General features: G+C 40.0%; 17 protein-coding genes and 1 riboswitch. Of the genes, 4 read left to right on the top strand and 13 right to left on the bottom strand.

All coding sequences use genetic code 11. The features are described from left to right. Positions 1–728: 728 nt before the first annotated feature. From OTG27_RS06325 to OTG27_RS06315, 3 genes are all read right to left on the bottom strand, one after another. The gene (locus OTG27_RS06325; RefSeq protein WP_268936527.1) at positions 729–1,139 is read right to left on the bottom strand and encodes a hypothetical protein; all 411 of its coding nucleotides are present in this window, start codon (positions 1,137–1,139) and stop codon (positions 729–731) included. Between the two features lie 432 nt (positions 1,140–1,571). Continuing rightward, positions 1,572–1,775 (bottom strand): hypothetical protein, encoded by a 204-nt coding sequence (locus tag OTG27_RS06320; protein ID WP_252268734.1) that lies wholly within the window; start codon positions 1,773–1,775, stop codon positions 1,572–1,574. A gap of 1,371 nt (positions 1,776–3,146) precedes the next feature. Further along, positions 3,147–4,820, bottom strand: coding sequence for an alpha-keto acid decarboxylase family protein (locus OTG27_RS06315; RefSeq protein ID WP_268564304.1), 1,674 nt, complete (start codon positions 4,818–4,820; stop codon positions 3,147–3,149). 268 nt (positions 4,821–5,088) lie between these two features. On the opposite strand from OTG27_RS06315, the gene OTG27_RS06310 reads away from it, so the two are divergent. Then, positions 5,089–6,492 carry a sigma-54 interaction domain-containing protein gene (locus tag OTG27_RS06310; protein WP_054397515.1) on the top strand — a complete coding sequence of 468 codons (1,404 nt, stop codon included), beginning with the start codon at positions 5,089–5,091 and terminating at the stop codon, positions 6,490–6,492. A gap of 86 nt (positions 6,493–6,578) precedes the next feature. Here OTG27_RS06310 and cobT read toward each other — a convergent pair whose 3' ends face one another. From cobT to OTG27_RS06290, 4 genes are all read right to left on the bottom strand, one after another. After that, a complete protein-coding gene (gene cobT, locus OTG27_RS06305; RefSeq protein ID WP_268936525.1) occupies positions 6,579–7,625 on the bottom strand; it encodes a nicotinate-nucleotide--dimethylbenzimidazole phosphoribosyltransferase in 1,047 nt (348 codons plus the stop codon). Positions 7,626–7,754: 129 nt separating this feature from the next. After that, positions 7,755–8,291 carry a signal peptidase I gene (gene lepB, locus OTG27_RS06300; RefSeq protein WP_106026814.1) on the bottom strand — a complete coding sequence of 179 codons (537 nt, stop codon included), beginning with the start codon at positions 8,289–8,291 and terminating at the stop codon, positions 7,755–7,757. Between the two features lie 262 nt (positions 8,292–8,553). Then, on the bottom strand, positions 8,554–9,261 hold the full coding sequence (locus OTG27_RS06295; RefSeq protein ID WP_106026743.1) for a nitroreductase family protein: 708 nt from the start codon (positions 9,259–9,261) through the stop codon (positions 8,554–8,556). A gap of 114 nt (positions 9,262–9,375) precedes the next feature. After that, positions 9,376–9,792 carry an RrF2 family transcriptional regulator gene (locus tag OTG27_RS06290; protein WP_057275636.1) on the bottom strand — a complete coding sequence of 139 codons (417 nt, stop codon included), beginning with the start codon at positions 9,790–9,792 and terminating at the stop codon, positions 9,376–9,378. A gap of 309 nt (positions 9,793–10,101) precedes the next feature. Here OTG27_RS06290 and OTG27_RS06285 point away from each other — a divergent pair, with 309 nt between their 5' ends. Beyond that, positions 10,102–11,070 (top strand): bile acid:sodium symporter family protein, encoded by a 969-nt coding sequence (locus OTG27_RS06285; RefSeq protein ID WP_268936524.1) that lies wholly within the window; start codon positions 10,102–10,104, stop codon positions 11,068–11,070. A 107-nt stretch (positions 11,071–11,177) separates the two neighbouring features. Then, positions 11,178–11,723, top strand: a complete 546-nt coding sequence (locus OTG27_RS06280; protein WP_268936523.1) for an NADPH-dependent FMN reductase — start codon at positions 11,178–11,180, stop codon at positions 11,721–11,723. A 77-nt stretch (positions 11,724–11,800) separates the two neighbouring features. Here OTG27_RS06280 and OTG27_RS06275 read toward each other — a convergent pair whose 3' ends face one another. From OTG27_RS06275 to OTG27_RS06250, 6 genes are all read right to left on the bottom strand, one after another. Further along, positions 11,801–12,586: a glucose 1-dehydrogenase gene (locus OTG27_RS06275; RefSeq protein WP_101223333.1), complete on the bottom strand. Its 786-nt coding sequence runs from the start codon at positions 12,584–12,586 to the stop codon at positions 11,801–11,803. 15 nt (positions 12,587–12,601) lie between these two features. After that, the gene (locus OTG27_RS06270) at positions 12,602–13,456 is read right to left on the bottom strand and encodes a RhaT/GlcU family sugar-proton symporter (protein ID WP_034315121.1); all 855 of its coding nucleotides are present in this window, start codon (positions 13,454–13,456) and stop codon (positions 12,602–12,604) included. A 490-nt stretch (positions 13,457–13,946) separates the two neighbouring features. Continuing rightward, complete coding sequence (locus OTG27_RS06265; RefSeq protein ID WP_098864973.1) at positions 13,947–15,773, bottom strand: APC family permease; 1,827 nt, start codon at positions 15,771–15,773, stop codon at positions 13,947–13,949. Positions 15,774–15,909: 136 nt separating this feature from the next. After that, positions 15,910–16,056, bottom strand: a riboswitch (cyclic di-AMP (ydaO/yuaA leader). Positions 16,057–16,407: 351 nt separating this feature from the next. Beyond that, positions 16,408–16,863 (bottom strand): GtrA family protein, encoded by a 456-nt coding sequence (locus OTG27_RS06260; protein WP_268936522.1) that lies wholly within the window; start codon positions 16,861–16,863, stop codon positions 16,408–16,410. Then, the gene (locus tag OTG27_RS06255) at positions 16,823–17,845 is read right to left on the bottom strand and encodes a glycosyltransferase family 2 protein (protein WP_268936521.1); all 1,023 of its coding nucleotides are present in this window, start codon (positions 17,843–17,845) and stop codon (positions 16,823–16,825) included. The genes OTG27_RS06260 and OTG27_RS06255 overlap by 41 nt, the downstream gene beginning before the upstream one ends. Positions 17,846–17,860: 15 nt before the next feature. After that, complete coding sequence (locus OTG27_RS06250) at positions 17,861–19,531, bottom strand: DUF6044 family protein (RefSeq protein ID WP_307730024.1); 1,671 nt, start codon at positions 19,529–19,531, stop codon at positions 17,861–17,863. Positions 19,532–19,693: 162 nt separating this feature from the next. Here OTG27_RS06250 and galU point away from each other — a divergent pair, with 162 nt between their 5' ends. Next, positions 19,694–20,554, top strand: coding sequence for a UTP--glucose-1-phosphate uridylyltransferase GalU (galU, locus tag OTG27_RS06245; RefSeq protein WP_268936520.1), 861 nt, complete (start codon positions 19,694–19,696; stop codon positions 20,552–20,554). The last annotated feature ends 190 nt before the right edge of the window (positions 20,555–20,744 follow it).

The following is a 20,744-nucleotide window of genomic DNA, read 5'->3' as shown; positions in this document are numbered from 1 at the left end:
TGAGGAAAACAAGCTTCCATTTCAGATTGTCCCCTAAGGAGAGTCCCTTCACTGTCAGATACTGGTCATATTTCCATAAAAAATATATTTTTTTCAGTTCTATTAGTCTCTTTAGCAAGTAACATTTTCATCACTTTTGCTGGATTACCCGCAATGATGAAAAATTGTAGCATAAATACTTTTAGTGATTATCGATTCTGCCAATTACACACCTGACAAAATAGTATCCTGGCTCCTATCCAGCAATTATCATTTATATTAACTGGCTGACTTCAGAGCAGTTACCTTTCCCAAGGCAAAACAATAGGTAGAGATAATGGCTCCAAGACTCTCTCAATATAAAATGATGTAATATTCAAAAAAATTAAAAATCATTTTACACCGTTACCTACAAATGTTCCCACATCATTATCTTTTTGACTCATTTCTTGCGCATTAACCTTTACATCTCCATAATCGCATAAAAGCGCAATAATTCAATTGTGGTTTATTATTTATAACTGGAAATTTATTTTTAATTTGTTAAAGTATTAAGTCTTTTTTTTATAGTTGATTTTACGATTAAAAATACTCAAAACACTTAAAAGTATTGCAAAAAATACAAAGTAAACTAAACCTTCACTAGTAAACCCGAATTTGTAAAAGATAATAGTAGCAATAATAAACACACCAGTTAAAAAGATTTTATAAAACCAATACTTACTCATTATCAACACCTCTTTTCAATTTTAAAAATCTGAATAGGTAGTTTTAGTTGCCCCCTTAAAATTCTTCTCTTTATAATATACAAATTTAAGTTGTCCTTTTTTATTAGATTTTGAACTTCTTTTGATATATACCTTGTATGACATATAGCCCTTTGAATATTCCTTTATTCCAAATGCAGATCCAGCTAAAAATGATGTAACACTCATTCCAGGAATCAAACCAGCAGCTCCTATTGCTAATGAACCGACTAATAATCCTCTTGATCTATTCTTATTACTAAAATACAATTTGTAATTTGTTGGCAAAATTGATTTAGACATACATTGATATGCCGGATAACAAGCTTCTGCAGTTTTATTGGGAAACACTGGTGTAATTATACTAAATACTAAAATTAAAACAAATGTACTCTTATAAAATTTTTTTATCATCTCATTATCCCCCAATATTTTAATTTTATGTATAATTATTAAACTCATCGTTTTCGTTTAGCTAATTCATACTATTTTTTTTTCGATTATACAGTCGATAAAGTTAAAGGGAATGCCTTCGTGCTCTGATTAATCGAGTAAATGCTGACAAAGCGCAAAGAAATTGATTTTGTTACTTAGGTTTTTATTTATGTATTTCATCGTCGAAGCGTTTCATATTAAGAGAATCCTGGAAGCGTTAATACGAATTCTCGGATTGTATTGGGGCTCCGAAGATCCGTCCTATTGTATTTACTACATTATCCTCTCTTTCCTCATACCTGGAGCATTAACCTTCGCATTTCCACTATCGCATAATTCAGTTGATTACTGATATGGACTCCTTCAAAGCTTGATAACTCCTTTCGTTGGCCTATTTCATCCTTCTTTTTTCTATGATAGGTTATCATTTGTTGTAATAACCAAGCCTTTCTTAATAACATTTCCCTCACCTGCCTGTTTTGTTAGATGTCTTTCCTGCATTTCAACCTGCTTTCTATGGACTTTTTCTTCTATAAGATCTATGAACAGCTGATTATTGTTGAGATTTTCTTTATTCGACTCTATTAACCGCGCTAATGATACATTTTTACGCATTTTTTGGATCTCCTTCTCTACAGAAATTGCTAGCAGGAAAAAGAATGGTTTTCTCTGCTAAGGAAGAATATTTTTCCTATTACTTCATGATATTTTCATAATACTCTTAGTTTAAAAATTCTTGGTTTCAATTTTGAAATAACCGTTACCAATATTGGTATTGTCATTCTGGGTATATCCTGTTCACTTTTTCAACTAGCATGCTTGTCCTTGATCGGGCCGTGCAGATATAAGTAAGTACATTATCTACATTTCCAACAAAAAAAGGCCTTCATCACAGAAGACCTTTTCAGAAAGTATACTAATAAGAAGAGTAAGTTTGCCTGAGCTTTTTTATTTCAAAAAAGTTCCAGTCGATTCCAGAAATCCGCTCCCTTTCCGCCGACTGTCTGCCAAGCCTCCTCGACGTAAACGTCTCCGGGGTCTCGGCTAGCCAGTTATTCGGCAGGAGTGTCGCAAATTTCTTCCATCCTTTAAGGACTAATGTAAAAAAAACTCAAGGATCACCTCGTCTTAAACTTGGTTCGGAATGAGCCTAGCCTACGGTTTTTCTTAAATTTGATTCCAGTCGATTCCAGAAATCCGCTCCCTTTTCCGCCGGCTTTCTGCCAAGCCTCCTCGACGTAAACGTCTCCAGAGTCTCGGCTAGCCAGTTATTCGGCAGGAGTGTCGCAAATTTCTTCCATCCTTTAAGGACTAATGTAAAAAAAACTCAAGGATCACCTCGTCTTAAACTTGGTTCGGAATGAGCCTAGCCTACGGTTTTTCTTAAATTTGATTCCAGTCGATTCCAGAAATCCGCTCCCTTTTCCGCCGGCTTTCTGCCAAGCCTCCTCGACGTAAACGTCTCCGGGGTCTCGGCTAGCCAGTTATTCGGCAGGAGTGTCGCAAATTTCTTCCATCCTTTAAGGATTAATGTAAAAAAAACTCAAGGATCACCTCGTCTTAAACTGGGTTCGGAATGAGCCTAGCCTACGGTTTTTTCTTGAATTTGATTCCAGTCGATTCCAGAAATCCGCTCCCTTTTCCGCCGGCTTTCTGCCAAGCCTCCTCGACGTAAACGTCTCCAGAGTCTCGGCTAGCCAGTTACTCGGCAGGAGTGTCGCAAATTTCTTCCATCCTTTAAGGATTAATGTAAAAAAAACTCAAGGAACACCTCGTCTTAAACTTGGTTCGGGATGAGCCTAGACTACGGTTTTTCTTAAATTTGATTTCAGTCGATTCCAGAAATCCGCTCCCTTTCCGCCGGCTTTCTGCCAAGCCACCTCAAAGCAAGCGCCTGTGGTGTCCCGGCTAGCCAGTTATTCGGCAGGAGTGTCGCAAATTTCTGCCATCCTTTAAGGATTAATGTAAAAAAAACTCAAGGATTAATTACTTTAGTTTCTCTTGCTCTTCAAGGTACTGCCTTATTTTTTTCAAATAATCTGGTGCATCCATCTGATCTTTCACGACCAGTTCTATAAGGCAAAGTTTATCGGCGTTCATATCTTGGGCATTTGTAATGGCTTCATCCAGTTCACCATTCGTCTCGACTCTTGCTGTGAATGCCTCTTGACCAAATGCTTCAGCCAGTTTTGTATAATTCCACTCTGGTATCTCGTTGTATTTCTGTTTTTCTATATCGACTTTTACGTTTAAGAATTTTTCTATCGTATAGCCGTTATTGTTGAGGATAAACACGATGGGCTTACAGCCGTTCTCCAGCATCGAGCTTATTTCCTGTGCTGTCAGCTGTATCGATCCGTCCCCGGTAAACAAAAGGACACGCCGGTTTCTATCCGCTATACAAGCACCGAAAGCTGCAGGCGTCGCATAACCAATGCTTTGCCAGCCTCCCTGGGCTATGTAGGTCGCCCCTTTCGGCAATCTGACCTGTGACATGCCATAAGAGAATGTTCCTGTTTCCGTGACCACAATGTCATTTTCCTTCAACATTTGCTGAATTCGAGGATAATAGGAAGTCGCTTTCAGTGGTGCAGATGGGTCTTCCACCATTGTGTCAAACGGAAACGAGATGTTTCCGACAGATTCGTTCTGACGGTAGCCAATGTCCTGGAGCGCATTTAGTATTTCCTCCGCCTTGACATTCATATAGCTGGCTTCCCCCACTTTTAATGTGTCAGGTTGAATTTCCACCATTTTCAACGGGTTAAGCTTTGCTGTACCTTTGGAAGTATTGACGTCTGACCAAACAGTACCAACGGCTATGATCAAATCCGCTTCTTCAACAGTCTCAGTTACATCCTTGCTTCCGAAAGCTCCGCCGTATACACCAATATACTGGGGATGACTCTCATCAAACCCGCTTTTCCCCTGCATCAATGAAGCAACTGGAACATTTAACCTCTCAGCGAGCTGCAGTACGGGTTTCTGCAAGTTATAACGAAGTGTTTTCACGTCGACAAGCAGAACGGCTTTATTTACATGTTCTAACATGCCTTTTATATGCTTCACTGCTGACTGCAAAGCATCGACATTCGTTTTTGTCATGTTTTCTGATGTCTTACCGAGAGAAAGCAATGGTTTTTCAACGAGATCGATAGCCACTACCAAATAAACGGGCTTTTTCTTTTCTTTCGCGATTTTGATTGCAGCCGGTATCTCCCTAGCCGCGTTTTCTGGTGTAAGTATTGCTGTATAACCGGTAATATGCTCATAAACCTTACGGAAAACATCAAAATCTCCATCCATTAACGTATGGTGGGCAAGCTCCTTTTCCTGCTGCATCATGGTCTTTGGCGAGCCGACAATATGGATGAGCGGCACATTTTCACTGTACGCTCCAGCGATTGCATTACATGCGCTCATTTCACCGACACCAAAGGTGGTTATCAGTGCCGACATGCCCTTCACCCGGGCATATGCGTCCGCTGCGTAACCAGCATTGAGTTCATTTCGTCCATTAATAAACTCAATCCCATCGTAATCTTCCAAAGTATCTAGCAATGAGAAATTATAATCTCCAGGCACACCAAAAATCTCTGTAATGCCTTCTGCTTTTAAGCAGTCGTATAAATATTGTCCCAAGGTTGTGTTTTCAGCCAAGTCAATCACTCCTTCAATCGATTACTCTCTACTTTATTTATACCCAAACATAAGTAGGTTAACCGTATAAGTATCCATTTGCTTTAATGTAGGTGGCGTCTCTATTACTCTAGTTTTAGCTTGATGAATGAAGTAAGTGAGTGAGACTATCTCAGGCATGATTCTTATAAAAAATGATTCAATTCCAAATCGAAATATCTGAAAATTCTTGATTTCGCTTCTGTTTTTGATTTATATTTGAATCACCGGCACAGTGATAAGGGGGAAAATGATGAGTGATAACAACGTCAAAAGAGTTTTGGAATGCATTATCAACACATCCAATAATAATATTACCGTGACCGATGAAAAAGGATTCATTTTATTCACGAATCCTAACCATTGGTGGATATATGGAATCGAACCAGAACATTACCTTGGAAAATCCGTTTACCAGCTCGAAACGGAAGGAATCCTTTCACCTTCGATTTCCGCCATGGTATTGAAAGAGAAAACGCCTATCCAGATCATGCAGCAAACGAAGACGGGAAAAATCGTCATGTCGACTGCCTATCCCATCTTTGATGATGATGGTGAATTGATTCGTGTCGTCAGCTATGCCCAAGATCAAACTGAAATCAGGAACCTCCAGGATCAGTACGGTCAATTGGAGAAAAAGATTCAAGAATACCAATCGGAGGTCGAGGAACTAAGGGAACAGGAGGAGTTGATCTATCGCAGCAAGGAAATGCGGCAAATCGCCAAAACGATACACCGTGTTTCCAAAACGGATGCGACAGTCATGCTACTTGGGGAATCCGGTGTGGGAAAGAGCGTATTCGCCCGCCGGCTGCACAATCAGAGTTACCGCAGCAAAGAGCCATTCATCGAAGTCAACTGCAGTACCATCCCAGAAAGTCTCTTTGAATCCGAAATGTTTGGATATGAAGCGGGATCCTTCACCGGAGCGCAGAAGCAGGGGAAGCAAGGGCTGATCGAACAAGCAGATAACGGAACCTTATTTCTGGATGAAATCGGGGAGCTTCCCCTCGATATGCAAGTGAAGTTATTAAATGTCCTGCAAGAGAAGACCTTTAAAAGAGTGGGAGGAAAAAAAGAGCATAAAATTGATTTCCGGCTTGTGACGGCAACCAATCAAAACCTTGAGGAAATGGTGGAGAAGGGAACATTCAGGCTCGATTTGTATTATCGCTTAAATGTGATTCCCATCCAAATACCGCCGTTACGAGAAAGAAAAGAAGACATTGCCATCTTAATCAATCATAATCTCGAAATCATCAATAAGAAATACAAGTCGGATAAGAAATTGCACCCTTCCACTTACGAAATACTGATTCAGCATAAATGGTCAGGAAACGTGCGTGAATTGGAAAACCTGATTGAACGGCTCATTTTGACCTCGGAAGACTCCATCATTTTCCCAGGCTTTCTCCCCTCCCATTTCCATGGACAAGAATCTTTGGAGAAAATAGATGATACCCTAATGATCGACAATATGATGGTTGATGATAGTGATCTCAATACTGCTCTCGAACAAGTCGAAAAATGGATGTTGATGAAAGCGAGTAAACAATGCAAGTCCACATATGAAATGGCTAAATTCTTAGGTATCAGCCAGCCTTCCGTCGTCAGGAAAATGAAGAAATATAAAGATCATCTGCCTATTAAATAACAGCGGAATAGAAGAATGTTTCAATGCAGTATCCAATTTTTCACCTGTATAAAAAGGAGACCAGCGTTATCGAGGTCTCCTTTTTCTTACTTATTTGACACGCCCGCAGATTCAAATGTTGCCATTTCTTTAATGACCAATGTCGCCGCCTTGAGAATGGGGTATGATAGGGCAGCCCCTGTTCCTTCCCCGATTCTCATTCCCAGGTCGAGGATCGGTTCCTTGCCAAGCAGTTCTATGGCCGCTCTATGACCAGGTTCTGCAGATCGATGTCCAACAAACATATAATCGGCTGCACGGCCGGAAATCAGGTTTGCCAATACAGCAGCCGTTGTTGTAATGAAACCATCAACAAGAATGGGTATACGGTTATTCGCTGCAGCAAGCATGGCCCCTGCCATACCTGCAATTTCGAATCCACCGATATTCATCAAAATGTTGATTGGATCATCAGGATTAGGATTTCTTAATGAAATCGCTTCTTCAATTATTCTTCGCTTATGTAAAATGCCTTCTGACTTCAATCCTGTTCCCTGACCCACTAGTGATTCGACGCTTTTCCCGCTTATGATGGAGATGATGGCGGTACTGGATGTCGTATTTCCGATTCCCATTTCACCAAGAATCAGGCAGTTCACCCCACGGGCAATCATTTTCTCTGCACGGTCATACCCAATGTCAAGCGCTTGATTTACTTCTTCCTTTGTCATAGCCTCTTCCTTATAAAAGTTTCTAGTTCCATTACGGACTTTTCTGGAAGTTAACCCCGGTGCTTCGATATCTGCATCGATCCCTATATCGACAATGTCCAAGTAAGCATCTATCGCACGGCTTAATACATTGATGGCAGCACCGTCATTCAGGAAATTAAGTGCCATTTGTTCCGTCACTTCTTTTGGATACGCGGAAATGCCTTCTTCCGTAATTCCATGGTCGGCTGCAAACACGATCACTCCCGGTTTCGAAATGTCCGGAAATGCCTCCCCTGTCATCTTGGCCAGTTCAATTATCCAATCTTCCAGCCGTCCTAAGCTTCCCTGAGGAACCGTCAGCGAATCGACATGTCCTTTAACCTGACGTCCCATTTCTTCATCCAGCATCGGGATGGAAATGGCAGATAAACCATTCTTCATATTAATCCCCCACAATCCAAAATAAAAACCTTAACCATAGGAAAAGGTTCTTATCCATCATCTGCTATAAATACAACTTAGTCCATATCATTATCATCCAAGCTTTCACTTATATTCACTGTGGTCGTTTCACTTCGGCACTCCCATTTCCTTTAAAGGGTAGATGCGAAATTTCACCTTGCCCACAAGTGATTTTTCAGAAATAAAACCAAATCTTCTTCCATCCCAACTATTCCTTCGATTATCCCCCATGACAAACAAATGACCGACAGGTACCTTGGATTTCCCGAGTAAATCACTTAGGGTGAAATTCTCCGTCAGGTTCTCTTCAGGTGGAATTTCTCCTTTTTTTGTATTCAAATATGGTTCTGTATACTTTTTCCCATTGATATATAAGACATCATCTTTCATTTCGACGCTGTCCCCTGGTAAACCGATCACCCTTTTTATATAATTCTCTTCCGCGTCCGGAGCATAAAATACGACCATATCGAAACGCTCCGGCTTTCCGATTTTAGCTACCACGATCCGGTCATCATTTTCATAAGTCGGCTCCATTGATTCACCTTTTACCGTGACTGGCGTAAATAAAAACTGTTGGCAAATGAACACGATCATTAAAGCGAATAAGATAGCTTTCAACCACGAAAACACTTCACTTTTCATATTCTTCACACGGACTCCCTCCCATCCATTGTCAACGGCTAAACCCACGATAATTGCTGTATTTTGGCTAGCAACGCCAAAAAGAATTCATTAGCTTAATTTGCCGGTCGGTGATTTTTAGAGGAAACATCCCAAAGAAATATCTGGAAAAATTGTAACACATTCATTTATTGCTCGCGAGAATAAATGATTTTTGAGAGCAAATCTCAAACCATGAGAAAAAGGATAGCGATTTTAGCTATCCTTTTTCTTAGTTTGTTCCTCAGAATTTATTCCAAGTCAATATATCATCGAGTGGCAAACGGACTTTTTCAAAGCCTGCTTTAGTTCCTTTTCCAAGGGAAATCAACATGACAGGTTTGAAGTTTTCCGGTACATTGAACGCATCCACAAATTTGGCTTCATCGAACCCTCCCATTGGGACTGTATCGTATCCTTTTGCTTTTGCAGCCAACATGATCTGCATGGAAACCAAGCCACCGTCAATCATGGCTACGCTTAAAGCCTTCTCAGCGGAAAAGTTGCCGTAATTATGCAGAATAGAGGCTACATATGGCTCTTTGATTTCATTCTTCATGATCCCTTTATTGACTAATTCACCATAAATCCGTTCTGCATTTTTGTAACCTTCTATATCAGCTAAAACGGCAATGACAGCAGATGCATCGACGATTTGTTGTTGGTTATTTGCGATGGGTAGCAATTCTTGTTGGGTTTGCTTATCTTGAATCACAAGAAATCTCCATGGCTGTAAGTTGGAAGAAGACGGCGCTTGAATCGCAATCTCCAAGATTTCACGAATTTCCTCTTCAGTCATCACGTATTCAGCATCGTACTGACGAACAGATCTCCGTTCTTTTGCTACCGTAATGAAATCCGTATCATTAAGGACTTTCGGCTTTTCAAGCGGTACATTCAATTCTTTAGCTTTATTCAGGTACTCTTCTTTACTCATTATATTTTTTGTCATTGATAATGACCTCCATTTAACTGTAATTATTACAGGAACAGTATATAACGCATACTGTTCTTTTGTCAAATACAGTTTAAGAAAAACGAAACCCTGGCAGTTTCGTTTTTCAAATCAAGATTTTGAAAGTAAATCAGCAATCGTCTTTTGTTCCAAGCCTTGTATAATCCAGCTCTCCATCTCGTTTTTCAAGCCGCATAAAGCTTCGCGGGAAGATGGTTGAAAGCATTTTTTAGCATTCACATCAAGAAAGCCTTTTGAAAAAGGTTCGGATTTAATTGCAGAGTATATATCTGCAAGAATGATTTGTTCGGGATTTTTGGCAAGTGAATATCCCCCATCTCTTCCTTCCTTCGCTTGAATCAGCCCTGCCTTCACTAAATTACTTAATATTTTTCTAAGAAAACCTGACTCCGAATCAAGCTTAACGGCCAATTTATTACTATTGCATAATCCATCATGATCAGCAAGAACAAGCAGGGCTTGTACTGCAAGACTAAACCACATTATACTGGAAACCTTTTCTGCCATTTCTTTCACCTCTCTCCTCTACTTTAAACTATTTTTCATTGAATATACAACGTTACATCGAACAATCCTGCCTAATAACCTCCTTATAAAACCATCCATCAGGGAAAGCTTGCAGCCCTTTTGTTTCATAGCAGCGGAGAACACAAAAAGAATGGATATATTAGCAGCCCACTTGGCCTATTTTATATAGTCTTACATTAAATGCATTTAGCCATCTTCAAAAATAAATTGACAAAATTCTTGTCTTACAAATTATATGTTTTGGAATATGGTAAACTTACTTAATAGAATGGATGAGGAAGTGGATGAATGATGCTGAAAACAATAAATGAACAACTCGATAAAGTCATGCCTCTCATCACGCCGATAAGCGTGATTATTGGGGTATTATTGTCCGAACATCTAATGGATTACACCTTTCTTGTTCCATGGATATTTGCCTTCATTACATTTTCCGGGAGTTTAGGCTCTAACTTTAAATCTGTGCAACAGGCAGTCACCCACCCTTTACCCGTTTTCATCGTATTGATCATCCTTCATATGCTTATGCCAATTTGGGCTTTTGGCCTCGGTCATTTAGTGTTTCATGGTGATGCTTTCACAATTACCGGCCTAGTCCTCGCAGTAGTGATTCCAACCGGTGTCACCAGTATGATCTGGGTATCCATTTATAAGGGTAATGCCATACTTGCCCTAACCATCATCTTAATCGACACCCTACTCTCGCCATTCATCGTCCCTTACAGCATTTCCTTTTTAGGAGGCGGTTCGATCGAAATGGATTTGGGGTCGATAGTGAAAGGATTAATCGGAATGGTCGTTCTGCCCTCCATGCTTGCCATGTTCTTGAATCAGGCTACAAAAGGAAAGATACAATATTCACTATCTCCCCGATTAGCTCCATTCTCCAAGATAAGCGTTGGAATCGTAGTCATATTGAACAGTTCAAAAATAGCGCCTTTCTTAACCCATTTCGATAAGAAAATAATGATCATGGCCTTCTTGGTTTTGTTCATAGCCGCTTCAGGTTATGCCCTTTCTTGGATGGTCGGTGCATGTTTAAGATGGGAAAAGGCGGATATCATCACCTTGACATTTACAGGCGGTATGCGAAACATCAGTGCTGGAGCCGTTCTGGCAACCACCTATTTCCCTGCTGCCGTTGCGGTACCCGTTGTACTTGGCATGCTGTTTCAACAAATGCTTGCCTCCTTTTTTGGGTATGTCATGGAAAGACATTTTCATCGTGGTGTGATTGAAGGGCCATCCGCCGAATGATTATTTCCCAAGCATCCTTTTTCCCTTTCAATTACATTCCAATTATAATAGGGAAGTGGAACATATTTACATGATTATCCATTATAAAATCATTGGGGGTATTGCAGATGAAAGTTGTTGCCATAGTGGGAAGTATCCGTAAAGAGTCATACAACCTTAAGCTAGCCAAATATATTCAAACTAAATATCAAGATCGTTTTGATTTCGAAATCTTGAACATTCGGGATTTACCTTTTTATGATCAAGATATTGAAAATGATCCTCCATTGGTTGTAAAAGAATTTAAAAGCAAAGTGGCCGAAGCAGATGCAGTCTTGTGGGTAACACCTGAATACAACGGGACGATTCCAGGTGTATTGGGCAATGCAATTGATTGGTTATCACGTGTCGATAAAGTCTTGATCGGCAAACCATCATGGATCATGGGTGCGTCAATGGGGCAATTAGGGACGGTAAAAGCTCAATTGCATTTGCGTGAAATCTTATTCGCAATAGGCATCTCCTCCCCACTCCTTCCTGGGAATGAAGTATATGTTGGTGCAGTGCATGACAAAATCGATAACGAAGGCAGGCTTACACATGAGTCAACTGTCCAGTTTATCGATACGGTCGTCGATAATTTCATTAGCTGGTATAATCATCATACTCGTTAATGCTTTACACAAGAATCCCAGCAGGAATGATCCTGCTGGGATTCTTGTTGCATCATAAAAGAGGAATTAAACTCATTTCATCCTCTTCCCGCTTGGAATGCAGGGTATTTTGTCATTCCCCCGTCAGCGAATAGAGTGATGCCCGTTACATAACTGGATTCTGAAGATGCCAGCCATGCAGCAACCGCAGCAATTTCTTCAGGCTTTCCGATATACCCCATCGGAATCATGCTTTCAAGGTCCTTTTTCTTTTCGGGATCTTCAAGCTTGTCGGCATTTATTGGCGTGGCGATGGCTCCAGGACCAATGCTGTTCACACGGATCCCTTTTGGTGCATATTCAAGAGCCAGGGTTTCCGTAAGCAGCTTCACCCCGCCCTTGCTAGCTGCATAGTGAACGAATAAAGGCCAGGGAATCATCTCATGTACACTGGACATGTTTATAACATTCCCTTTAATATCGTTCTCGACAAAATACTTGATAGCTTCGCGGCAGCCTAAGAAATTCCCCGTTAAGTTAGTATTGATTACCCTATTCCAATCGCTTAACGGCATCTCGTGAGATGGAACCGGATTTTCAATCCCTGCATTATTGATGAATATGTCGAGTTTCCCGAAGTTCTTTATCGCTGATTGAACAAGGTTAATAACATCTTCTTCAACGGTGACATCGCCTTTTACTGCAATGGCTTCCCCGCCATTCGTTTTGATTTCTTCCATTACACTATCCGCTTCCTCTGATTTAGTGCGATAATTAACCACGACCTTTGCCTTTTCCTTAGCAAAGCGAATGGCCATCGCTTTTCCTAAACCAGTGGATGATCCGGTAATAACAACTACCTTACCTTCTAAATCTGTATACATGTAATCATCCTCCAATTAACTTTTTGCCAATCCCAGCATAATCCCAGCTATGATGATCAAGATAATCCCAATTACGATTCCAATTAGTTGGCGCTTCGTTTTCTTTTCACGTAAAATGAAGATCCCGCCAAGGGTTGAGATGACTATGCCCATCTGCGAAAGTGAAAAACTGGTGGCCACTCCCACACGTGGCTGGGAAATGAATAAAAACATGTTCCCTGCAGCCCATATCAATCCCGGAATGATATTACGAATCGTATATTTGTTAAACGGTTTATGCTTAAAAGTCAATAACAGACCGCCTATTACCATCCCAATCGCTTGAGGGAACAACGCTGACCACCCGTCAACATCAAAAAGACGGGCCACGACCACATAAACCAAATAACCGAATGTCGAGATGAGGAGAATAACAATTCCTTTCTTCAAGTTTCCCGACTTTCCCTCTTTCGATTCTTTATCTTCCAAGGAGGTCAAGATGATTCCTATAATAATGAAGATCAATGCCAATACGCCTAAAATAATCGCCTTCATTGTAGACCATTCGTTAAAAACTATGACCCCGAATAAAGTGGTTGAAATGAGCTGCAATCCTGTTGAAATCGGCATTGTTTTAGAAACTCCCATTAAATCAATGCTCTTAAGCTGATTAGCTTGTCCAACGGCCCAAAACAATCCAGATACGACTCCGACACCAAACACCAAAAGTGACAGCTTAATATCGGCAAAAATATAAACACCAATTGAAAAAATCAAGGCTCCAATCGTTGTACCTAGTGTTTGACTATAGGGTCCACCCCCGAGTTTCACATTAAATAAAACGATGCTTCCCCAGAATAATGCCGGCAAGAGAGCTAATAGTATATCCATTTTCAACCCCCATATATGTAAGTACAAAACTAAGCAGGAAATTTCATTTTGTCTTCTTAATATGTTCGCATTATTTGAATTGACCCTTGGTAATTTTATGAAGTGTTTCCCCTAAAGTAGTGTTCAACACAAAAGGGCTGCAGACGCACGCCCTTTTTAATGATACTGATTGATGCCATCCACCGTTGATGATGTCGCATGTCCATTTCCGTATTATCAGTGACTTTGAAATAATAACTTTCCCAAACAGCAGTCAATCGGATAATGATGATGGAGAAGGTTTTATATTAACATTAATTAAAGCTTTAAAAGAGGAAGTATCCCCACATCTTACTGCAAATCCTTTTTATTGTACGGGCTTCATAGTTACTGTGAGTAATGAATGTTCATACTCACATATCGGAAGCGTAAGTTATTGCTGAATTTTTTGTAAAGATAAGAAAAAAAGCAAACCTTATGTAGGTCTGCTTCTTTTCTTAGATAATGGATCTTACTTCTTCAAATGATAGGGCACTGTCGTAACAACCACATTTCTTCTATAAAGCAAGTAGGCCTTAATCAGTAAACTTGATTGGTTATGAAGTATATTGTGCCAGCCCTTCTTCGGAATGAATTGGGGGATGATCACCGTAACTTTATAGTTGGATTCACTAGCCTTATGTTCTACTGTATCCACAAATTTAGTTAGTGGCTGAATGATACTTCTGTAATACGAATTCAGTGTAACGAGCCTTACATCCGGCTGCCACTTTTTCCATTTTTCTTCGAATTTCTTTTCATCTTCTCTTTCAAAAGCGACATAAACGGCAATGACCTGATGTGCAGATAGAGATTTTGCATAATTTAAAGAGTTCTCAACCACATGAGTTATACCCGCAACAGGTACAATGATGATATTTCCTTCGATTGGTAAGATCGGCTCACATGTTGTAATCCTTAGTTGGTCTCCAACTGCTTCATAATGCTTTCTGATTCGATGAAAAATTAAAATGATGATAGGTAAAAAAATCAAAACAGGCCAAACCTGAATAAATTTGGTTAAAAAGAATATCATCGTGACGATAAAGCTAATTATGGCACCAATTGAATTAATGGTTAATTTCATCATCCAGCCTTTTGGCTTTTCGCGAATCCATTTAACAATCATCCCGGTCTGGGATAACGTAAATGGGATGAATACACCAACCGCATAAAGCGGAATGAGATTTTCCGTATGTCCTTCAACTGCGACTATCAAGATGATGGATGCAAGTCCAAGTATGATAATTCCATTGGAATACCCTAAACGGTCCCCTCTGATCGTAAACGCCCTTGGTATGAATTTATCCTTCGCCAGATTTACCGCAAGCAAAGGGAAAGCCGAATATCCAGTATTTGCCGCAAGTATCAAGATCAATGCAGTTGTACCTTGAATGAAGAAATACATGAAATTCCGTCCAAAGATCTCTTCAGCAATCTGGGAGACGACCGTTACCTCTGCGCTAGGAACAATGCTTAAATAATAGGCTAAGTATACGATTCCCGAAAACAAAACAGCTAGTAAGGAACCCATCGCTATTAATGTTTTCGCAGCATTATTCGGTGCTGGATCTTTAAAGTTCGGGATTGCATTGGAAATCGCTTCGACTCCTGTCAATGCGGAGCTTCCTGATGCAAATGCTCTTAGCAATATAAATAAACTGATGCCGGCTACCGGAGTCCCGATTGACGCATGCAATTCCGGTGAGACTCCTCCCGTCAGAATTTTGTAAATTCCAACCCCAATCAAGATGAACAAGGCTAAAACGAATAGGTACACCGGATAGGCCAAGACAGATGCCGATTCCGTAACCCCCCTAAGGTTCAAGATAGTAAGTAGGATGACGAAAATAATGGCTATGAGGACATTATAATCATGCAGGCCGGGAAAAGCGGACGTGATGGCATCCGTACCAGCGGAAACACTTACCGCGACAGTTAATATATAATCGACCAATAAGGATCCTCCAGCTATCAACCCTGGATTGACACCTAAATTGTTTTTTGAAACCACATAGGCTCCCCCGCCATGTGGATAAGCGAAAATGATTTGTCTGTAGGACAAAATCAAAGCGGTTAACAGGATCAATACTCCAATCGCGATAGGGATTGAATACCAGAATGCCGCAGCACCGACCGTGATCAGGACAATCAATATTTGCTCCGGCCCATATGCAACCGAAGACAATGCATCTGAAGATAATATCGCCAACGCCTTTGTTTTGTTAAGCTTTTGTTCACCAAGTGCATTTGATTTTAAAGGTCTCCCGATCAAGAACCTTTTTATAGAAGATAACATCAAGAATTCACCACCAGTTTAATTTAAGTTTATGTTTCCCAGCTGTAGCAAAAAAACGAGACGAAACACAAAAATGCCTACAAGTCATAGCTAAATAGACCTGTAGACATCAATTTTTTTGTCTAACAAGCTCCACCTTCCTTCTCATATAACGCTTACGAGGTTAGCTGTCGGATTCGGACCTAAGAGTAGCCCTACCTTTTAAAGGATTCACCCCTTGGATTGTTAAAGACAATCCCAATAACGGGTCCCCCGCACCATAAGGTTTAAGCGATTTAGAAATATGAAACTGTTGATTATCATACTCCCGTGAAATGGAAAAGTAAATGAAAATTTTGCACAGAAATAGAATTATTATTTATAAGCGAGGTTTTATTCTTGACTTATATAACAAAAGTCATGCAAACACATGATTCGATGGTAGGAAAGGAGGAAAGTAAACGTCTGAAAGGAAGATATTCAAGAAGACAATGAACAAAAGATAGATTCCCCAAAAGGAAAAATGAAGTAACTTGATGGATTAAGTAAAACAGATCTGCCCCAGCTTGGATAGTCATAAAATCAGAATTTCGCTTTCCGATTCCATTTTTAATTCCCGTCCATTCGGGGGCATTATTCCACTGATCTATGCCAATTAGTTCCTTCCTTCTTGAATTGGCCTCAAATTGCTTTTTTTAAAGACAAAGTATTTCTGACCAAGATAGTTAAGCACTGTATAAAAGATTGTTCCTATCAGAACAGCCAAATTTTGTTGTATGGATAAATGAACGGTTCCTTCCAGTGATTCTGAAATGGCTTGGCCTATAGAATAAGCGGCGGAATAACAAATCAGGATGACGCAAAAGAAACGGGCAACTCCTCGCCGCCATTCTATATCGCTTTTAAAGGTAAAAGTCCTGTTCAAAAGAAAACTCGTTACAGCTCCCGTACCATTGCCGATAAAGGTGGAGATCCAGTAAGATAATTCAAGAGCATTCATGAGAAAAAGCATGATGGAAAGTCCAACCGCTGTATTGACTATTCCAACCAATAAAAAGCGGATAAAGGAGTTAGTTTGTTTTAGATAGTTTTTCAATACTGTTCCGTTCATTTTCTAATTGCTCCCGTTTTTTAAAATCGAGCGGATTAAATAGATCAAGATCAACAATATATTTAGGCCGGCGTTTGGATTCATTATAGATTTTTCCGATATACTCCCCAATCAACCCGACAGCAATCAACTGTAGTCCACCGATCAACCATATGGAGGTGATCAATGAGGTCCAGCCAGTTTCGGTCTGCCCATAAAATTTCAACCATAAAAAGTAAGACCCAAAGAGTAAGCTAATAAAAAAGGAAAGACATCCTAGCCATAATACAAGCCGGATCGGTGTAACTGAAAAGGAAGTAATGCCATCAAGTGCAAAAGCAACCATCTTCTTAAATGGATATTTCGTTTCCCCGGCCAATCTTTCTTTACGGTCATAATAAACAGAGTCCGTCTTAAACCCAATGAGCGGTACAATCCCCCGTAAAAAAAGATTCGTTTCATTAAAGCGTTCCAACTCCATGATCGCCCTTTTGCTCATTAGCCGGAAATCGGCATGATTATAGACAAGGTTAACCCCCATCTTGTTCATCAATTTATAAAAACCTGTTGCAGATGTTCGTTTAAAGAATGAATCAAGGTCCCTTTTCTGGCGGACACCATATACGATTTCACATCCTTCATTGAATTTACGAATGAATTCCGGGATGACTTGAATATCATCCTGTAAATCTGCATCAATGGAAATCACACAATCTGAGGCTTCCTTGGCTGTAAACAACCCAGCCAGAAGTGCATTTTGATGTCCAGCATTCCGGGAAAGCTTTAGCCCGCGAACATATTCATTATTAATCGTTTCTTTGTAAATGATCTTCCAAGTTTGATCTTTGCTCCCATCATCGACAAACAAAATTTTACTTTGACCGGAAACAACGTTTTCATCGACCAACCCCCTCATCAATCCACAAAGCTGGGAAATGGTTTCCTGCAAAACGCTTTCTTCGTTATAACAAGGTACAACAATCGTTACAATCGGTGAATTCATTCTATTCCCCCCTTTTCACATGACTCTGTATAAATGAATTTTCCATACGCTTCCTTTTTTAGTGAAAACCCTATCCAGCACCAATCCGTTTTCCTTCGAGTTGTTGATTGGGATGGCAGAAAATATATACGTTCCGCCTAATCCTTTAAACGCATCCATGTTGAGGTCCAAATTTTTCAGCTCTTTCTTCGAGCCTTTCTTGAACATATAATGCTTCCCAAGCTCATCGGTAAATAGGTAACAACGTCCTCCCCATTCATCAAAATAGATTCTGATGTTTTTATTCTTAGCCAATTCGTTTTCAATTATTTGACGAAATTGATGTTTGTAAGAAAGCGGATAAAAATTGTTATAGCTATCGAGCGTGTAAAATCCATTATATTGAGCGATTGCGGGATGCAGCCCAATGCTGGCAACACGATATTCTTCTTGTGGACGGTCAATATGATCTTTTATTTCCTGAAAAAGGCTTTCTGAATAGAACTCTTTAAAAGTTGGCTTTTCATTGTGAGTGATTTCCTCATTGAAACCGATTAAAATCAGTATTTGAACGGCGATGAAAATAGAAAGGGTTTTCTTAGCATAGTCGCTGTATTCCCAAATGATTTTTATCGCAAGGGCAAACCCCAAGTAAATGATCATCGGCCTTAAAAAGTGAAATCTGGCAAAGTTAAAAGTATCCAGGGTATGGAACCTTTCCGTTAAAGGAAGCCAGCCTTTATAAAACCAAAATGCGTACCACGCTGAGAGCATGAAATTCAAGCCGAATAAAAAAACATATACCTTTTCCTGTCTCCACAATTTTTTTGTCAGAATAATATAAAGGGCAAAGACTGTAATCGGCAGGATGATAAGCGCATGTACAGTCATGACATGCGTATGTCCAAGAACGAAATTTTTGAAAGTAAGCTTAATGACCCAATCGAGCGGCAGCCTTGCGTGAAAATATTCATCTCTGCTGTTTGGCTCCGAATCAAAAATGAATGAAGCGACCAAACGATACTCCACCAAACCAAAAATGACGGTCATATAAACGATTGAAAGAAGAAACGTTATATTCCATCCTTTTCCCCTGATTACATCCGTTAGCCAAAGAAAGCCCATTGCAACAAGGAAAAAGAAAAAGCCAAGCACGATGCTTGAATAAAGCGGTAGAAGTGTAAGGACCAAATAATTCTTCCAAGAATGATCCTTGCTGCGGATATTCAAAAAAGCCCAAAGGGCTAAAGGCATCCCAAGTGTACTGAGCATTCCCGATGGCCAAAATGGGGTAAGGGCAAAGGCTAAGGATGTTCCAACCCTAATCCAACCTGATTGTCTTCCTGTAACCAAATGTTCCTTCAATAAGATATACATACCAAAGAATGCAATAAACCTTGTTAATGCCTGGCTTATTGCATATGCGACCATTGTCGGAAAAAGAGCATGAAGCCACACGATAATACTGAACTCACTGCCAAAAGCATTACGGGGCAGCCCATTCATAATCTGAGGAATTCTGGCGTCAATTGCACCGAATAACTCACCGCTTTCTGAAAGGACTTTATACCAGGCAAGGTTGGAATCCAAATTATCATGTACGCGAATATGCGCATTTTCTCCAAGGATGATTAAGGGCGAAAGATATAAAACAATGACGAGTAAGGCAAAAAGGATTTGTTTTCTCTCTTTATTTTCAATTGGCAAAATATCCACCTCTTGATTAAATTCATATATCCATAATATTTGGCTTCGGAGGTAAATCTATTCTTTTTTAGGGATTTATTTTAACCTATTTTGATATAGGTCAACCAATGACCACATAAAATGCAATAAGCATATAAAAGAACCTTAAAAAGGGGCTGGGCTATGATAAGGAAAGCGGTGATTCCAGCAGCCGGTTTAGGAACACGATTTTTGCCTGCTACGAAAGCTCAACCAAAGGAAATGCTGCCGATTGTCGATAAGCCGACCATTCAATATATTATCGAAGAAGCGGTACAATCAGGGATTACGGATATTATCATCGTTACGGGTAAAAACAAACGTGCCATCGAAGATCATTTCGATAAATCGATTGAGCTTGAAATGCTTCTGCAAATGAAAGGTCAAAATGATCTGCTTAAGATCGTGGAGAACATTTCCAACATGGTCGATATCCACTATGTAAGGCAAAAGGAACCTTTAGGTCTGGGTCATGCAGTTTTATGTGCCAAAACTTTTATCGGAGACGAACCTTTTGCCGTCCTGTTAGGGGATGATATCGTGGATAGCCAGGTTCCAGCCTTGAAGCAGTTAATGGAGCGGTATAACAAGGTTCGAGCGAGCATTATCGGATGTAAGGAAGTATCACCAGCCGAAGTCTCCAAGTATGGGATCGTAAACTTCCAAGAACGATATGAGGATTTATTTCTGGTAAGAAGCTTGGTGGAAAAGCCAAAAGTGGAGGATGCACCATCAACACAGGCGATAATTGGCCGATATATTTTATCACCTACGATTTTTGAAATCCTTGAAAACTTACAGCCTGATCGTAAGGGGGAGATCCAGCTTACCGAAGCTTTAGACCTTTTGTTAGAAAAGGAACCATTATATTCGTATATCATCGAGGGAAATCGTTATGACGTCGGCGATAAATTCGGCTTCCTTCAAGCTTCAATAGATTTCGCCATGAAACGACCTGAACTTCGTGATCAGCTAATAAAATATTTAAGTCAGTTGTTTCCTTAATGAAGTTAATATAGACCATGCCCAATTACCAAGAAGAGGTGATTGGGCCATTTCCACATCGGATTGACCCCTTTGGTTGTAAAATGATCCACTTACCATAATCATCCAAGTAAAATATAACTGTTTATGCTTCCGTAAAATGTTACAGCAGAAAAAGTTGAACAGAGAAAGAATAGTTTTCTATAAGTGA

It is taken from the genome of Peribacillus sp. AS_2 (assembly GCF_026891895.1).
Classification (GTDB): Bacteria; Bacillota; Bacilli; order Bacillales; family DSM-1321; genus Peribacillus; species Peribacillus frigoritolerans.
The sequence above is the reverse complement of the archived record's forward strand: the minus strand, read 5'-3'. Positions and strand labels throughout refer to the sequence as shown.

Bases quoted from the DNA above. Each gene is read 5' to 3' on its own strand.
- OTG27_RS06295 (WP_106026743.1), bottom strand. From the start codon at position 9,261: ATGACAAAAAATATAATGAGTAAAGAAGAGTACCTGAATAAAGCTAAA.
- OTG27_RS06285 (WP_268936524.1), top strand. From the start codon at position 10,102: ATGATGCTGAAAACAATAAATGAACAACTCGATAAAGTCATGCCTCTC.
- OTG27_RS06275 (WP_101223333.1), bottom strand. From the start codon at position 12,586: ATGTATACAGATTTAGAAGGTAAGGTAGTTGTTATTACCGGATCATCC.
- OTG27_RS06270 (WP_034315121.1), bottom strand. From the start codon at position 13,456: ATGGATATACTATTAGCTCTCTTGCCGGCATTATTCTGGGGAAGCATC.
- OTG27_RS06260 (WP_268936522.1), bottom strand. From the start codon at position 16,863: ATGAACGGAACAGTATTGAAAAACTATCTAAAACAAACTAACTCCTTT.
- OTG27_RS06290 (WP_057275636.1), bottom strand. From the start codon at position 9,792: ATGGCAGAAAAGGTTTCCAGTATAATGTGGTTTAGTCTTGCAGTACAA.
- OTG27_RS06325 (WP_268936527.1), bottom strand. From the start codon at position 1,139: ATGATAAAAAAATTTTATAAGAGTACATTTGTTTTAATTTTAGTATTT.
- OTG27_RS06280 (WP_268936523.1), top strand. From the start codon at position 11,178: ATGAAAGTTGTTGCCATAGTGGGAAGTATCCGTAAAGAGTCATACAAC.
- OTG27_RS06320 (WP_252268734.1), bottom strand. From the start codon at position 1,775: ATGCGTAAAAATGTATCATTAGCGCGGTTAATAGAGTCGAATAAAGAA.
- galU (WP_268936520.1), top strand. From the start codon at position 19,694: ATGATAAGGAAAGCGGTGATTCCAGCAGCCGGTTTAGGAACACGATTT.
- OTG27_RS06310 (WP_054397515.1), top strand. From the start codon at position 5,089: ATGATGAGTGATAACAACGTCAAAAGAGTTTTGGAATGCATTATCAAC.
- OTG27_RS06255 (WP_268936521.1), bottom strand. From the start codon at position 17,845: ATGAATTCACCGATTGTAACGATTGTTGTACCTTGTTATAACGAAGAA.
- OTG27_RS06265 (WP_098864973.1), bottom strand. From the start codon at position 15,773: ATGTTATCTTCTATAAAAAGGTTCTTGATCGGGAGACCTTTAAAATCA.
- cobT (WP_268936525.1), bottom strand. From the start codon at position 7,625: ATGAAGAATGGTTTATCTGCCATTTCCATCCCGATGCTGGATGAAGAA.
- lepB (WP_106026814.1), bottom strand. From the start codon at position 8,291: ATGAAAAGTGAAGTGTTTTCGTGGTTGAAAGCTATCTTATTCGCTTTA.